Annotated in this window: 14 protein-coding genes; 7 read left to right on the forward strand and 7 right to left on the reverse strand. The window is 69.6% G+C overall.

Annotated features, from left to right (window positions below; all coding sequences use genetic code 11):
- Positions 1–327: 327 nt before the first annotated feature.
- The gene (locus tag AC16DP_RS38415; protein WP_329728396.1) at positions 328–1491 is read left to right on the forward strand and encodes an ATP-grasp domain-containing protein; all 1164 of its coding nucleotides are present in this window, start codon (positions 328–330) and stop codon (positions 1489–1491) included.
- Positions 1492–1509: 18 nt separating this feature from the next.
- On the opposite strand, the gene AC16DP_RS38420 is transcribed toward AC16DP_RS38415, so the two are convergent.
- On the reverse strand, positions 1510–2286 hold the full coding sequence (locus AC16DP_RS38420; protein WP_329728395.1) for an alpha/beta hydrolase: 777 nt from the start codon (positions 2284–2286) through the stop codon (positions 1510–1512).
- Between the two features lie 104 nt (positions 2287–2390).
- On the opposite strand from AC16DP_RS38420, the gene AC16DP_RS38425 reads away from it, so the two are divergent.
- Complete coding sequence (locus AC16DP_RS38425; RefSeq protein ID WP_329728394.1) at positions 2391–2870, forward strand: cupin domain-containing protein; 480 nt, start codon at positions 2391–2393, stop codon at positions 2868–2870.
- 13 nt (positions 2871–2883) lie between these two features.
- Here AC16DP_RS38425 and AC16DP_RS38430 read toward each other — a convergent pair whose 3' ends face one another.
- The 4 genes from AC16DP_RS38430 to AC16DP_RS38445 all read right to left on the reverse strand — a co-directional run bounded on the left by AC16DP_RS38430 (position 2884) and on the right by AC16DP_RS38445 (position 6772).
- Positions 2884–3555 carry a BamA/TamA family outer membrane protein gene (locus AC16DP_RS38430; RefSeq protein ID WP_329728393.1) on the reverse strand — a complete coding sequence of 224 codons (672 nt, stop codon included), beginning with the start codon at positions 3553–3555 and terminating at the stop codon, positions 2884–2886.
- 50 nt (positions 3556–3605) lie between these two features.
- Positions 3606–4577, reverse strand: a complete 972-nt coding sequence (locus AC16DP_RS38435) for a HEAT repeat domain-containing protein (RefSeq protein ID WP_329728392.1) — start codon at positions 4575–4577, stop codon at positions 3606–3608.
- Positions 4578–4592: 15 nt separating this feature from the next.
- Positions 4593–5855, reverse strand: a complete 1263-nt coding sequence (locus AC16DP_RS38440) for a hypothetical protein (RefSeq protein ID WP_329728391.1) — start codon at positions 5853–5855, stop codon at positions 4593–4595.
- Positions 5856–6091: 236 nt separating this feature from the next.
- Positions 6092–6772, reverse strand: a complete 681-nt coding sequence (locus AC16DP_RS38445; RefSeq protein ID WP_329728390.1) for an Fpg/Nei family DNA glycosylase — start codon at positions 6770–6772, stop codon at positions 6092–6094.
- Positions 6773–6901: 129 nt separating this feature from the next.
- On the opposite strand from AC16DP_RS38445, the gene AC16DP_RS38450 reads away from it, so the two are divergent.
- The 4 genes from AC16DP_RS38450 to lptE all read left to right on the forward strand — a co-directional run bounded on the left by AC16DP_RS38450 (position 6902) and on the right by lptE (position 11107).
- Positions 6902–7285: a response regulator gene (locus AC16DP_RS38450; RefSeq protein WP_043409778.1), complete on the forward strand. Its 384-nt coding sequence runs from the start codon at positions 6902–6904 to the stop codon at positions 7283–7285.
- Positions 7286–7423: 138 nt separating this feature from the next.
- Positions 7424–9922 (forward strand): leucine--tRNA ligase, encoded by a 2499-nt coding sequence (gene leuS / locus AC16DP_RS38455; RefSeq protein ID WP_329728389.1) that lies wholly within the window; start codon positions 7424–7426, stop codon positions 9920–9922.
- A gap of 12 nt (positions 9923–9934) precedes the next feature.
- Entirely contained in the window at positions 9935–10501 is a 567-nt protein-coding gene (locus AC16DP_RS38460; protein ID WP_329728388.1) for a hypothetical protein, read from the forward strand.
- A 63-nt stretch (positions 10502–10564) separates the two neighbouring features.
- On the forward strand, positions 10565–11107 hold the full coding sequence (lptE, locus tag AC16DP_RS38465) for an LPS assembly lipoprotein LptE (RefSeq protein WP_329728387.1): 543 nt from the start codon (positions 10565–10567) through the stop codon (positions 11105–11107).
- Positions 11108–11116: 9 nt separating this feature from the next.
- Here lptE and rpsT read toward each other — a convergent pair whose 3' ends face one another.
- Both rpsT and mazG read right to left on the reverse strand, forming a co-directional pair.
- Positions 11117–11392 carry a 30S ribosomal protein S20 gene (rpsT, locus tag AC16DP_RS38470; RefSeq protein ID WP_329728386.1) on the reverse strand — a complete coding sequence of 92 codons (276 nt, stop codon included), beginning with the start codon at positions 11390–11392 and terminating at the stop codon, positions 11117–11119.
- Positions 11393–11505: 113 nt separating this feature from the next.
- Positions 11506–12684: a nucleoside triphosphate pyrophosphohydrolase gene (gene mazG, locus AC16DP_RS38475; RefSeq protein ID WP_329728385.1), complete on the reverse strand. Its 1179-nt coding sequence runs from the start codon at positions 12682–12684 to the stop codon at positions 11506–11508.
- A gap of 112 nt (positions 12685–12796) precedes the next feature.
- On the opposite strand from mazG, the gene AC16DP_RS38480 reads away from it, so the two are divergent.
- Entirely contained in the window at positions 12797–15043 is a 2247-nt protein-coding gene (locus tag AC16DP_RS38480) for a tetratricopeptide repeat protein (RefSeq protein ID WP_329728384.1), read from the forward strand.
- Positions 15044–15049: the final 6 nt, after the last annotated feature.

Consider the following 15049-nt stretch of genomic DNA (forward strand, 5'->3'; position numbering starts at 1 on the left):
CAACGTGTGCACACCCAGAGGCCAGGAGGAAAAGACCTGCTGCGAGAACCATCGCTCGATACGGATGGCCACGACCGACGACATGGGCTCGTTGCATGACCTGACTCCAGGCACTGGCGGGTAATCCGGCCGCCTGGGTTATCCGCTCGAGGCTCGGCCTGGTTGCGTCCTCCCAAGCCACGTTCGGCCTGACAGGGGCCCGGGGCACCGGAGGCGCTGGCCTGCTCGTGGTGCGGTTGTCCCTGATCTCCCTTCACTTTGATTGCCGCTCTGCGTCATCATCGAGCGGCATCGGGAGCGCGTCAGTCACCCGCCGGAAGTGCCGCCATGAACGTCGTCTTCATCTCCCCGCAGTTTCCGCCCCAGTTCTTCCACTTCGTCACCGCTCTGCGCGAGCTCGGGGTGAACGTGCTGGGGATTGGCGATGCTGCCTACGACTCCCTCCGGCCCGAGCTGCGCGAGGCCCTCACCGAGTACTTCTTCACCCCCAACCTCAACGATTACGACGCCCTGCTGCGCGCCGCCGGCTACTTCACCTGGCGCCACGGCCGCATCGATCGCATCGACTCGCTCAACGAGACGTGGCTCGAGATGGAGGCGCGCCTGCGCGAGGACTTCCACGTGCCGGGGCTGCTGCCCTCGGACATCGCCCGCCTGCGCTCCAAGCAGGGCATGCATGACGTCTTCAAGGGCGCGGGCGTGCCCCACCCGGACGCCATCCCCGTGAAGGACGTGGCGGGCGTGAAGGCCTTCGCCCGGAGCGTGGGTTACCCGCTCGTCATCAAGCCCGACGTGGGCGTCGGCGCCGCGCGCACCTTCAAGGTGTCCAGTGACGCCGAGGTGGATGCCGCCTTCGCGGAGTCCCTGTCCGGCTACGTGGCGCAGGTCTTCGTGCGCGGCACCATCGTCACCTACGACGGGCTCGTGGACCGGGAGGGGCGGATCATCTTCGTCTTCAGCCACGAGTACAGCGACGGCATCATGGAGTCGGTCCTCGAGCAGCGGGACCTGGCCATCTGGAGCCACAAGCAGATTCCTCCCGCGCTGGACACGCTGGGACGCAAGGCGGTGGCGGTGCTCGGGCTGCGCGAGCGCTGGTTCCACCTCGAGTTCTTCCGGCTGTCGGACGGGAGCTACGTCGCGCTGGAGGCCAACCTGCGTCCGCCCGGGGCCTACCTGCCGGACATGATGAACTACGCGTGCGACATCGACGTGTACCGGCTCTGGGCGCGGATGCTGGCCGGGGAGGACGTGCGGAGCTTCCGCTACGAGCCCAAGTACCACGTGTGCCACGCGGCCCGGCGCTCCAGCCGTCAGTACCGCTACGGCCACCAGGAGGTGGTGAACCGGCTCGGCGAGTCGCTGCTGCTGCACCGCGAGATGCCCGGCGTCTACCGGAGTGCCCTGGGGGACGAGATGTACCTCACGCGTCACCGGGAGCTGCCGGCGATGCAGGAGGCGCTGCGCTTCATCCAGCAGACGCGCGCCTGAGCGGGGCGCGCGGCCTGCTCAGCGCAGCAGCCAGTCCATGGCGAAGGGCAGCCGCCGTTGCCAGTCCAGCTCGTGATGGTGGCCGGCGGGGTCGAGCACGAGCAGGAGCTCGTGGTCGGCGTAACCCAGGCGCTTGAGGTGGTGGTAGAAGTCGCGCGTGGCGTCGCCGTAGAACATGGTGTAGCCGACGGGATCGATGATCTCCTCGGCACCCGCGTCCAGGTAGATGCGCGACCATTGCCGGGTGTGGCTCTTCCAATCGGAGAAGAGCTGGTTCCAGCCCCACATCACCGAGGGAGACAGGCCGCCGATGCGGCCGAACAGGTGCGGGTAGTGCCTGCCGAGGTAGAGGGCCATCAACCCGCCGAGGGAGGAGCCCATGACACCGGTCCACTCGGAGCCCTGGCGGGTGCGGTAGACGCGCTCGACGTAGGGCTTGAGCGAGTCGAGGAGGAAGCGGATGTAGGGCTCGGCCTGGGCGCGGATGTTGCCGCGGGGCTCGTCCCAGGGGGAGTACTCGGCGAGCCGGTGGTGCGTGGAGTCCACGGCGACGATGAGCCACGGCTCGATGGAGCCCTCGCGGACGAGGTGCTCGAGGGTGAGGTTGGCGCACCAGGTCTCGTAGACGGCGGACTCCGGGTGGGCGAAGACGTTCTGCCCGTCGAGCATGTAGAGGACGGGGAAGCGGTGGCCCTCGGGGGCGGAGTCGTACGCATCGGGCGTGTAGATGCGCACGGTGCGGGAGCGGCCCTCGAGAGGGGAGGGGAAGTCTCGGATGATGTGAACGTGTCCCATGAGGCCGCGGCTGGAATCGGGGGTGGGGGCGCAAGATAAACAGGCGCTTCGCCTCGCGCCACCTCGGCGGTGTCACACGCCACGGTGGCGCTACACTGGCCGGCATGGTCGATGAACTGGTGAGGACACTGGGGCTGGCGCCGCATCCCGAGGGCGGCTTCTACCGCGAGACCTGGCGCTCGACGGTGCCGGTGGAGACGCCGCGAGGTACGCGCTCGGTGGGCACGGCCATCTACTACCTGCTGCCGCGAGGCACGTTCGCCGCCTGGCACCGGGTGAGCTCGGCTGAGCTGTGGCACTTCTACGACGGGCACGCGCTGACGATGTACCTGCTCGACGAACGCGGCCACCTGGAGACGGTGACGTTGGGCAGGGATGTGGCCAGGGGCGAGCGTCCGCAGGTGCTCGTACCGGCCGGGGTGCTGCAGGCGGCGCGGCCTCGCGGGGACTACACGCTGTGCGGCTGCACGGTGGGACCGGGCTTCGACTTCGCGGACTGGGAGATGCCCCGAGGCGAGGACCTGGCCGCCCGCCATCCCGAGCACGCGGCGCTGTTCCGCCAGCTCTCCCACTGCGCCACCTGAGCGGGATGGCCGGTCACTTCGCGCGGGGAGCCGGAGGCTTCTGAACCGGAGGCTTCTCGCTGATGTCGACGACCACGGGGACCTTCTTCTGCTCGCCGCCGGGTGGTGGGCCGGGGACCACGAGCACCCGGTGGAAGGTCCCGAGCTTGGAGACCTGGGTGCGGATGTCCTCGAACGTGCGGGCCGTGCACGCCCTGTCCTTGGGGAGCGCGCTCTGCGCCGCCTTGATGATGCGAGCCGCGGGCACCGTCGCGTTCTTGCGCTGGACGACCCAGATGTCACCGACCTGGTAGCGCGCCCCGAGCTGGACGGTGAGCCGGGGCTGGGATGCGGAGGCGCCGGTGACCGTATCGGCCTGCCACGTCACGCGTGCTTCCGGCCAGCAGAGGGCATGAAGCCGGTCCTCGAGGAGCCGGGCCGCGACGTCCTGGCACTGGATGAACGGCCTGCTGCCGGTGGCCTCCACGGGCAGGTCCGCGAGGAGTCGTTCGCGAAGGGCGGCGGGCAGTTCGTCGAGCCCGGAGACCTGGTTGCGGGAGAACGAGGCGGTGGTCTTGGGCTGACATTGCTCCCGGATGAAGAAGCGGGTGTCGGCGCGCTGGAGCACTTCCCGGGTGTTGTGCTGCGGGGTGGAGCAGGCGGCCAGCGACAGGCTGAAGGCGGCGAGGGCGGTGCGGCGGAGCATGTGAAGGTTTGTAGCCGACCAGAGGCCCCGGCGCATGCGGACAGTCAGAGCTATTGGACTGGAGGGGGGCGCAGGGCCTGGGCGGCGTCGTCGAATACCTTGGCCAGGACGGGTTCCGCTGGGCGGTGAGCCAGGAGGAGTTCGGCGTCCTCGGAAGTTCCCACGTACTGCAGCAGGACGGCGGCGCGAATGGCGCAGTTGCTCAGCGCCGTGGCAGCCACCAGCCTTCGAGCCAGAGCCCGGAGCTCGGCTCGGGTCTCGGGGGAGAGCTGGGGAAGCACTTGCTCCCTGTGCCGGAGCAAGAGGGTGAGCAACGCCAGGTAGTATGAGGAGACCACCCCTTCCTCCCGCACTGTCGTTTCGGGAAAGGCATGGGCCGTGGAGATGAACGAGGGCAGGGTGGGGACGAGTGCCTCGGTGATGTCCTCGGTGAGGACCGAGAGGACCTCCTCCTTGAGTTCGATGGGAATCGACATGTCCTGTGCCCACGTACGGAGCTGTTCTGGCGTCATTTCCAGCAGCACGAGCAGGCCATGGAGGGCCGTGGGAGCAGTTGGAGTGAGTTGCTCCAGGGCCTTGCGGACGGGCGGCAGCAGTTCCAGATGGCGCCTGCGCCAGAGGGCACGCGCCAGCGTACACAGGTCCGCGGGGTCCATGGTGCCGACGCTACTTCGCTGCAACCTGCGGATGAGGGTCGAGCGAGCGCCTGCATCCTTGAGACGCCCCAGTGCCTGTGTGATGGCTTCCGCGACGGAGTTTCCATCGTAATCACCGCGGGCCTCTTCGCGGACGAGTTGCTGCTCCAAGCGTCGAGCACTGGCGGCACCTCCCAGTTCGCCCAGTCCGAATGCCGCGGCCTGACGTACGAGTCCTTCCTCCTCGTCCATCATGGCTTCGAGCAAGGCCCTGGCTTTGCGCGGACCGGGTTTCTGCACCAGGGCGCGGGCCCGCTCCTCTTCACCGAATCTGCATGCCGTGACGAGGTCGTCCTTCCACTGTTCCAGGTCCAGTTCGCGTGGCATGGCCTGTTCCCTTTTCTACGGGTAGAGCACGCCTGAGGGAACGTGCCGTCTCACCAGGGTTCCATCAAGCAGGTACAATTCATGGATGGCCCTGGCATCCGCGCGGACCATGGAATCGAAAGCTTCCAGTTCGCGCCGCATGTCTCGTGCATTGGACACGTAGTTGATGTTGTGCCGCACGCCATCGGGTCGAATGGAGGACACGTCGGGCTTGCGGAAGTGTGTTCCTCTGACTGGATTCGGGTCTTCAACGAGTTTCTTCTGGGCACTGACTTGTGCCTTGTTCTTCCGCAAGTCGGTATGCCCCGCCGCCTCCCGCGCGGCCAATTCGTCCTCGATGGCCTCATTGTGCGGCGGGTTCTTCCGGGTGTGGGGCTTGCCATAACGGGTAGAGAGCTTGGGAGCGTTATTGGGGGTGTTGCTCGAAGCGCTTGTCGAGCACAGGGCAAGACCGGAGCAGGTAGCCGTGCCTGCGGCTACGCCAGAGACGATGAGGGTTCCATCCGCCACCACCTGGGCGGTGGATGCGGACTGCTGCAGGATGACGAGCCCCTCGGACGTCACCGGCGGCAACAGTCGCCAGATTCCACCCTCGGGTACCTGGGGAATGAGGCGAGCCAGGCCCAGGGAGCCCACCGTGACCAGCACTCGGAGATAGGTGCCGCCCATGGACCTGCCGAAGCGAGCGGATGCGGCCTCCAACGCCTCGGGTGTGGAGGCGGTTTCCACCTCCTGATACAGGCGAAGGCAGGCCATCGCCACCTGTCCCAGTTCCAACAGACCCACGGCGAGGGAGAGTCGCAAGGTAAGGGTTGCGGCGAACGCTTTCGAGAACAGCGGCTCGGGTGCCAACCAGGCGGAGAAGTAGACGACGATGGAGAAGCAGACGCTGATGACGAAGGCAGGGGAGGCGAAGAGGGCGACGGCGGCCTCGCGGATGCCCTCGGCCACATAGCGTGTGGAGAGCTGGAGGGCGAGGAAGAGGCGGCTGGAGGAGAGAGACTCTGGGAGAGGCAGCAGAGGAGGGCCGAAGCGGGAGAGCAACTCTTCGCGCAGGCGTGCTTCCCAGTCGGAATCGTGGCCGGGGGAAGCCCGGTCAGCTCCAGGACTCTCCAATAGGCGCAGCCGAGGGGTCCGGGTCCTTGGTGGCGCGAGAGGTGCGAGGGCGTCGAGCAGAGGGCGCACGTCGTCGAGGCTCAGCACCTCCAGGGCCGGGTTGAGCAGACGAGGTGGGAAGAGCAACTGCCAGCGACCATCGGGTACCTCGCGGATGCCCACCGGGAGCCCCCTCACCTGGGTACCTTCACTCGTGAACGCTGCTTGCTCCTGGACACCCGGTGCCTGCTGTTGCCGGGTCTCTCCGGGGCGGGCGACCTCATGCCGAGGAACACTCGATAGTGTTGGAGCCTGCCGTGCTTGCCCATCGGTGATGTGCACCTGCGAGGTCGCGCATGCGGTGGACAACAGGGCGATTCCAAGGGCCAGGAGCAGGAGCGGCAGCGCGGGTGCTCTCTTCATTTCCTGGGAGCGTGTTCCATCTCCTTTCGCCGCGCCACTGACGCGGTGTGTTCGTGCGGAGTCTGGCACCCAGGGCAGAAGAACAGTCCGCGTCCGGCCAGCGTCACGCGCGAGAGGGGCGTGGCACACCGGGGACACGGCTGTCCCTCGCGGTCGTAGACGCTGAAGCGATCCTCGCGGCGCTTGCCGGGCGTCTCCCAGGGGGCCGGGGGCGCATGGGGCGTGACGATGCGCCCATCACGGGCCGCGTCCTCCATCAACAGCCGGAGGGCCTCCCACAGCCGCTCGAACTCCGCGATACGCAGCTCCGAGGCGGGGCGCAGGGGCGGCAGCCGCGCGAGGAACAGGGCCTCGGCGCGCAGGATGTTCCCCACGCCAGCGATGCGCCCTTGGTCCAGCAGTGCGGCGGCGAGGGGAATCCGTCCCTTTCGGAGGGCCTCGAGGGCGCGCGAGGGCGAAGCATCCGGGCGCAGTGGGTCCGGCCCCAGCCGGGAGCGCAGTTCGGCCGCGTCCTCGTGGCTGAGGAGCTCGCAAGCCTGAGGCCCGGCGAGGTGGAGCGGAGGCGAGCCGCAGCCGGCCGGGAAGCGCCCCTGGGGCGAGTCCGCGGTGAAGCTCCGCCCCACGAGCCACTGACCGTGAACCCGGGCGATACGATGGAGGATGTTGCCTTCGGGCATTCCTCCCAGGTAACGCCGGGGGCATGACCTGTCTCGTCGGGCGTCGGGCCGGCTTGCCCGCCCGGCCGATGGGGAGGGCCCGGCGAGTGTTCCCCAGGCGGGCGTCCGGCGGTGCTATGGTCGGGAGCCATGACGCAGCAGATCCGCGCGCTGGTGGTGGATGACTCCTTGGCCATGCGGCGCAGTCTCATGTACGCGCTGCAGCGATTGGGCTCGTGGCTCCACACCGACGAGGCGCAGGACGGGGCCGAGGGCCTCAAGAAGCTCACCCTGGGCCGCTACGATCTCGTGCTGACGGACATCAACATGCCGTTGATGGACGGGTTGAAGCTCATCCGCCACATCCGGCAGACGGATGCGTACCGCACGGTGCCCATCGTGGTCATCACCACCGAGTCGGCCGTCGAGGACCGGGAGCGTGCCATGGCGCTCGGGGCCAGCGCCTACCTGGTCAAGCCGGTGCAGTCCAAGGTGGTGCAGGACACGGTGAAGAGCCTGCTGCGGCTGGAGTAGCGGCGGCCTGCCTGGCGGGCGCTCGTTGCCGGGCGGACGTTGGCTCCGCTCGCGCCTGGACGCCGAGCGTCAGAGGGAGACGGACCCGGGCGTCTGTTGTTGCTTGGGGCCGGGCGTCCCACTAAGACGCACCCCGTCATGGCCATGAACGAGCGTTACGAGCCGCAGGCAATCGAGCAGAAGTGGCAGACCCGTTGGGAAGAGGCGGGAGTGTTCCGGGCGGGCAAGCGCCCCGGGGCCCCCAAGAAGTACATCCTCGAGATGCTGCCGTACCCCAGCGGGAAGATGCACATGGGGCACGTGCGCAACTACCTCATCGGTGACGTCTACGCGCGCTTCTTCCAGATGCGGGGCCATGACGTGCTGCACCCCATGGGCTGGGATGCCTTCGGTCTGCCGGCGGAGAACGCGGCCATCAAGGACGGCGTGCACCCGGCGGTGCGTACCCGCGAGAACATCGACTCCTTCAAGAAGGAGATCCGCTCGCTGGGCTACAGCTACGACTGGACGCGCGAGGTCAACACCAGCGAGCCCGAGTACTACCGGTGGAACCAGTGGTTCTTCATCCAGATGCTGGAGCGGGGGCTCGTCTACCGCCGCTTCAGCAAGGTGAACTGGTGCACGGGCTGTCTGACGGTCATCGCCAACGAGCAGGTGAAGGACGGCACGTGCGAGCGCTGCGAGTCCCCGGTGGTGGACAAGGAACTGCCCGAGTGGTCCTTCCGGATCACGAAGTACTCGCAGGCGCTGCTGGACGGCCTGGACGAGCTGAAGGAGTGGCCCGAGCGCATCACCTCGATGCAGCGCAACTGGATTGGCCGCTCCGAGGGCGTGGAGGCGGACTTCAACGTGCAGGGCAGTGACGCGCGCATCCGCGTCTTCACCACGCGCGTGGACACCATCTACGGCTGCACCTACGTGGTGCTGGCGCCGGACCACAAGCTGGTGGCGCAGGTGACGACGCCCGCGCAGCGCGCCGAGGTGGACGCCTTCGTGAAGAAGATGGCGGCCATCTCCAAGACGGACCGCACGGCCGAGGGCGCGACGAAGGAGGGCGTCTTCACCGGGGCGCACGCCATCAACCCCTTCACGGGCCAGCCGGTGCCCATCTGGATCGCCAACTTCGTGCTGTCCGACTACGGCACGGGCGCGGTGATGAGCGTGCCGGCGCACGACGAGCGCGACTTCGACTTCGCGCGCAAGTACGGCCTGCCCATCCAGGTGGTGGTGCAGCCGGCCACCGGGGACAAGCTGCCCTCGGGCGACAAGCTGGAGGCGGCGGCCACCGAGGACGGCGTGCTGGTGGACTCGGGTGAGTACTCGGGCCTGGCGTCGGCGGAGGCGCGCAAGAAGATGGGCGAGAAGCTGCGGGCCGAGGGCCGTGGCGAGCCCAAGGTGACGTACCGCCAGAAGGACTGGGGCTTCAGCCGCCAGCGCTACTGGGGCACGCCCATCCCCATCGTGTACTGCGAGAAGTGCGATCCGGAGCGCAAGGGCCAGCCCGTGCCGCTGGAGCAGCTGCCGGTGCGCCTGCCGGAGATCGACACGCAGACGGTGCTGACGGGCAAGGGCGAGCCGCCGCTGGCCAAGGTGCCCTCGTGGGTGAATACGACGTGCCCCAAGTGCCAGGGCCCGGCGCGGCGCGAGACGGAGACGATGGACACCTTCGTCGACTCCTGCTGGTACTTCGCGCGCTACCTGTCGCCGGACTACACCGAGGCGCCCTTCGATCCCAAGGAGGCCCAGCGCTTCCTGCCGGTGGACGTGTACGTGGGCGGCCCCGAGCACGCGGTGATGCACCTGCTGTACTTCCGGTTCTGGACGCGGGTGATGAAGCTGCTGGGGCTGAGCCCGGTGGACGAGCCCGTGAAGCGCCTGGTGACGCAGGGCATCGTCAATGGCCCGGACGGGCGGAAGATGTCCAAGCGCTGGGGCAACGTGGTGGCGCCGGCCTCCATCGTGCAGAAGTACGGCGCGGACACGGCGCGCACCTACGTGCTGTTCGCCGGCCCTCCCGAGCGGGACTTCGACTGGTCCGACGATCAGGTGGAGGGCGCGTTCCGCTTCCTGAAGCGGGTGTGGACGCTGGCCGTGCAGCACCAGGGGGTGGCGGGGTCCACGCACACGGGGGCCTACGAGGGCAAGGCGCTGGAGATCCGCCGCGCGGCGCACAAGTGCCTGAAGCGGGTGGGGGAGGCCATCGAGCGGCTGTCCTTCAACACGGCCATCGCCGGCACCATGGAGTACGTGAACGCGCTGTACGCGCTGGGCACGGCGGAGACGCCCGCGGAGAAGGCGGCCATGGCCGAGGCCGTGCGCATCCTGTCCGTGGTGCTGACGCCGTTCGCTCCGCACCTGGCGGATGAGATCGCCGAGTCCTATGGCGCGAAGGACTTCACCGTCACGCAGGGCTGGCCGGAGTTCGATCCATCGCTGGTGGTGGACGACGTGATTCCGTACGCGGTGCAGGTGAACGGCAAGCTGCGCGCGGAGATCCGCGTGGCGGCGGACGCGGCCGAGGCGGACGTGAGGGCCGCGGCCGAGGCGGACGAGCGGGTGCAGGCGGCCATGGCGGGCAAGACGCTGCGCAAGTTCGTCTTCGTCCCCAAGCGGCTGGTGAACTTCGTCGTCGGCTGAGACGGGAGCCCGGTGCCCACCGAGGTCCTCGTCATGTGCAAGCGGTGCGGCCGTCCCCAGCAGGCGGGGGCGGGCCGGTGCGCCGCGTGCGGGGGGGAGCTGCCCGATGCGCCCCTGCCTCTCGCGGTGGGCACCACCTCCCCGGAGCGCTTCCTCTCGGCGGAGCTCCCGGGCGGGCGCGTCCTCACCGGCGAGGGCAACCGCCTCTCCTACCGTCCAGGCCACTCCGCCACGCCCTTCCTCCTCGAGTTGCCGAGTCTGCGCCGGCTCTCCCTGGTGCACCGGCCGCGCTCCGAGGCCCTGGCCCTCACCGCCGCCGCCATCGTGCTGCTGCCGTTCGTGCCCCGGCAGGGCCTGCGCCTCCTGCTCGGCGTGCTGGCCCTGGTGGGGCTGGCCCTGGCGTTCTCCAGCCGGCGCTACACGCTCGTCCTGGAGTCCACCGGCCAGGTGGAGACGCGCTGGGAGCTGGGCACCGTGCGCCGCGGCTCCTCCCAGGAGCAGCACCTGCGCTCGGTCTGGCGCACGCTCGCGGACGCGGTGCGCTCCCGCGGCGTGAAGGTGAGCGAGCCCCCCGCGTAGCCTGCTTCGGCCGGGGCTCCCCTCGCGCTTGACCCGGGGGATCTCGCCGCTACTGTGGGCGCCATGTCCCGCATGCGCGCGATGGGGTGGGTTCTCTTGCTGTCGGCGGCCGGGTGCGGCTACCGCTTCACGTCCCGGGACGCGGGGCTTCCCGAGGGGGTGCGCTCGGTGTGCGCGCCCGTCTTCCGCAACGACACGGCCGAGCCGGGGCTGGAGGTGCTCTTCACCCGCATCCTGCGCCAGGAGCTGGTGCGCGCCGGGGTGCTCGGCGGTACGGGGGCCTGCGAGGCCACCCTGTCGGGGGTGGTGCGGAGCGTGGGCAATGGGCCCACCGTCGTCGCCGAGCCCTCCTTCCAGAGCGATCCGCGGAGCGCGGCCGCGCAGGTGGCGGGCTACCAAGCGTCCGCGGTGGTGCTGCTGCGGCTCGAGCGGGACGGACGGGTGCTGGCGGAGACGGAGGTCTCCGGTACGGAGGACTTCATTCCGGGCACGACGAGCGTGTCCGGTGATGTGCTGCAAGTGGAGGCCAACCGGCGGGCCGCGCTGCACCGTCTCGCCGAGACGTTGCTGCGCGAGGGTTACGACCGGTTGGCCAGCAACTGGTGAGGGGCGCGATTACTTCGCGGCGGCCTTGGCGCGGTTCGCGGCCTTGGCGAGCCGGGAGATGCGGCGCGAGGCGGCGCGCTTGTGGATGACGCCCTTGGACGCGGCCTTGTCGATGGTGCGGGTGGCGGCCTTGAGGGCGTCCCCGGTCTTCGCCGTGTCCTTGGTGGTGAGGGAGTCGCGCATGCTCTTCACGGCATCCTTCACCGTGGTGCGGACGTTGACGTTGCGAGCGCGGCGCTTCTGGGCCTGGCGGTTACGCTTCTCTGCGGACTTGGTGTTGGCCAAGGTGATCTCCAGCTTACTTCTGTGGAAAAGAGGCGCCGTACCTACTTCGGCGCCCACTGAGCGTCAAGACCTGCGTGATCCATGCCACCTTCCGGACGCCCGAGTCTCATCAATCAGCGGGCTCCGAAGGCGTATTCCCAACGCAGGCCGGCCGGGTCCCGGAAGGTGATCCGCCCGGTGGAGCCCCCGCCCTCGAGCACGCACCCGGGGGAGGTGCCCTCCAGGAGGGTCCGCAGCCGCTCCACCGCCTCGGCGGAGGGGGCCCCGAAGCTCGCCGTCGTGGGGGAGGGGGTACCCGGGCCCGGAGTGAAGACGAGCCGGTACAGTCCGTCACCGTAGGCCGCCTCGTCGGCCGCCCCCCGCTCGGCGCTCCAACCGAGGAGCGGGGCGAGCCGATCCCAGAAGGCCCGCTGGGCGGCGAGGTCCGGCACCGGCAGGCGCAGGGCCACCAGGGGGGCGCGGGGGACGCGGACGGGGGGCGGCAGGCCCTTCTCCACGGTCTTGGCGGCGTCCCAGTGCCGATCCATGTGCTCCAGGGTGGCCTCGCCCAGGGGGATGCCCTCGGCGCGCAGGGCGGACTCGATGTGCTGGAAGCGGGTGGTGAAGCGGCGGATGGCCATCCGCAGCGCGTCCTCGGCCGGCGTCTGGATGAAGCGCGCGAGGTTGGCCAGGGAGAAGAGGACGTCCCCCAGCTCGTGCTCCAGCGCGTCCCGGTTCCCCGAGGCGATGGCCTCGTCCAGCTCGCCCAGCTCCTCGTACAGCTTGGCGCGGACTTCCTGGAGGCTCGGCCAGTCGAAGCCGATGCGGCTGGCCTTCTCCGTGAGCCGCTCGGCGCGCAGCAGGGCGGGGGCGCCCGTGGGCACTCCGTCCAGCACCGAGCCCTCGCGGCCCGTCTTCTTCTTGCGCTCCTCGGCCTTCAGCTTCGCCCAGTTGGCCAGCGGCTGCGGGGTGCCGTCCGCCTGCCGCTCGCCGAAGACGTGCGGGTGGCGGCTGGTGAGCTTGTCGCTGATGGAGCGGGACACGTCCGCCATGGAGAACTCGCCCAGCTCCTCGGCCAGCCGCGCGTGGAAGACGATCTGGAAGAGCAGATCCCCCAGCTCCTCGCACAGCGCGCGCCACGGGCCGCCCTCGGCCACCCGGTCCATCTCGTCGACGACCTCGAAGGACTCCTCGGTCACATAGGGACGCATCGAGCGCAGGTCCTGCTCTCTGTCCCAGGGACAACCATCCTGGGACCGGAGCCGGGCCATGATTTCCACCAACCTGTCCAATTGCTCCCCTGCTGCACTCATGATGGCTCTCCTCCCCCGGCGAGCGAGCGAGCTCCCTGTAACACGGGGGAACTGCGAAACGGGGGTGACAACTTCCGTGGGGGTGGCCCGTCGCCTATCATCGGGACCCCGAATGCCGCGCCTTCCCCTGTTGCGCCTCTTGTCGTTGATGATGTGCCTTGCCGTGTGGATGCCCGCGCGGCCGGCGCATGCGCAGAAGCCGCGTTCCACTGCGCAGAAGTCCCAGCGTCAGGCTCCCGCCGAGAAGCCGGGGTATGACGATCCGTCGATGCTGGAGCCGTCGGAGATGACGGTCGAGCCCTCGAACGAGATGTCCGAGGAGGACACCTCCGAGGAGGAGACGGACGAGGGCTCCACGCGCGCGGGCCGCGGCAAGAACCGCAAGGGCCAGAAGGGGCGGGACGAGGAGGCCGCGCAGGACGCGCCTCCGGTGGACGAGAAGCCCGCGACGGGCATGACGGTGGAGATGAAGCCGGCCGCGCCCGCGCCGCCGCCGGTGGTCCGGCCGCCGCCTCCGCCCATCCGGGCCCCGCGGGTGACGGACGCGGACCTGCAGGCCGCCTGGGACAAGTGGCGCAAGGCGGTGGCCGCGCTGGACATGGAGTCGGCGCGCAAGGCGCAGACGGAGCTGGTGTCCCTCAAGGACGACGTGGCCGCGCTGGACATGGAGTCGCTGAGCATCGGCTTCATCCGGGCGGCCGAGGGGCGGCGCAAGGCCAACGACGGGGCCGGTGCGCTGCAGCTGCTGCAGCAAGCGGTGTCGCTCTCGCCCAATCTTCCCTATGCGCGGCTCGCGCTCGCCGAGGCCCATGCGCGCCGCGCGCCCGGTGAGGTGGGGGCGTACAGCCAGGAGATCAAGGCCGCGCTGATGGTGATGCTGAAGGATCCGCGCTACCGGCGCCCGGCGCTGGCGGACCTGGGCGCGGTGTTCCTGGTGGCGGTGCTGGCCACGGCGGCGGTGGTGGTGGCGGTGCTCTTCCTGCGGCGGGCGCGCTTCTTCTTCCATGACTTCCACCACCTCTTCCCCCGGGCGGCGGCGCGGTGGCAGTCCGCGGCCCTGGCGGTGCTGCTGCTGATCGGCACGCCGGTGGCGCTGCGGCTGGGCCTGGTGCCCGTGCTGCTCATCCTCCTGCTGTCGGTGTCGCTCTACCTCTCGAAGCTGGAGCGGGCGGTGGGCGCGGTGTTGTTGGTGGCGGCGGCCTTCGTGCCGTTCGCCGCCGGGAAGATCGCCCAGACGTCGGCCTTCGCCGGGACGGTGGCCGAGGACGTCTACATCCTGGAGCGCGGGGGCCTGTCCGCGGAGGCGGTGGCCGATCGGGTGCGCGCGCGCAGCGAGGACAAGCAGTACAAGATCGAGTTCGCGGAGCTGTTCGCGCTCGGGCGTTTCGAGGCCCGCCGCGGCCAGCTGGACGAGGCCATCGCCCACTACAAGGCGGCGTCGGCCATGAGCAACGCCCCGCATGCGGCGCTGCTGACCAACTGGGCCAACGCGCTGCTGGTCAAGGGCGAGACGGACGAGGCGTTGCGCAAGTACACCGAGGCCTCGGAGGCGGATCCGGGAATGGCCGCTCCCGCCTTCAACATGGCCGAGATCTACCGCCGCCGCGCCGCGGTGGCCCCGGACTCGGAGATCGGCTCCGAGAACCAGAAGGCGCGCGATGCGCTCCAGGCCGCGCAGCGCCTCGACGCCTCCCTGCTCATGTGGCAGCGGCCGCCGGAGGATCGCCTGGTGATGAACCGCCTGCTACTCGCCCCGGCGCTCGCGGAGGAGGACCTGCCGCCCACGGATGATCCGGAGGCCGGCGTGCGGGTGGAGGCGCAGCTGTCGCGCCGGCTGCTCGGGGGCGGCTCGGGCCTGACCGCCTGGGGCCTGCCGGTGCTGGGCGCGCTGCTGGCCTTCGGGCTCGGCTTCGCGGGCCAGTCGATGAAGGCCTCGAGCGAGTGCGAGAAGTGCGGCCGCCCGGTGTGCCGGCGGTGCGACAAGGAGCTGGGCGTGGCGAGCAAGATGTGCGCCCAGTGCGTCAACGCCTTCTCGCGCAAGGGCGCGGTGGAGGCGCGGGTCCGGGCCCGCAAGCAGATTGAAATCGAGCGCCACCGCCAGTGGGAGAGCGGCGTGTCGTACGCCGTGGGCGCGCTGGTGTCCGGTGCGGGCCACCTGTTCCAGGGGTTGCCGGTGCGCGGCACCCTCTACGCCTTCTTCTTCCTCTTCGCGGTGTCCGGGGTGCTGCTGCGCTCCGGCGTGCTGCGCGCGCCCTATGGCGAGGCTCCGCTGTACCTCAAGCTCGCGCCGCTGCTGCTGCTGCTCATTCCCCTCCACCTTTTGACGTTGCGCGGCCTGTACCGCCGCCAGAACGAATAGGCCGGG

The organism is Archangium sp. (assembly GCF_057119385.1).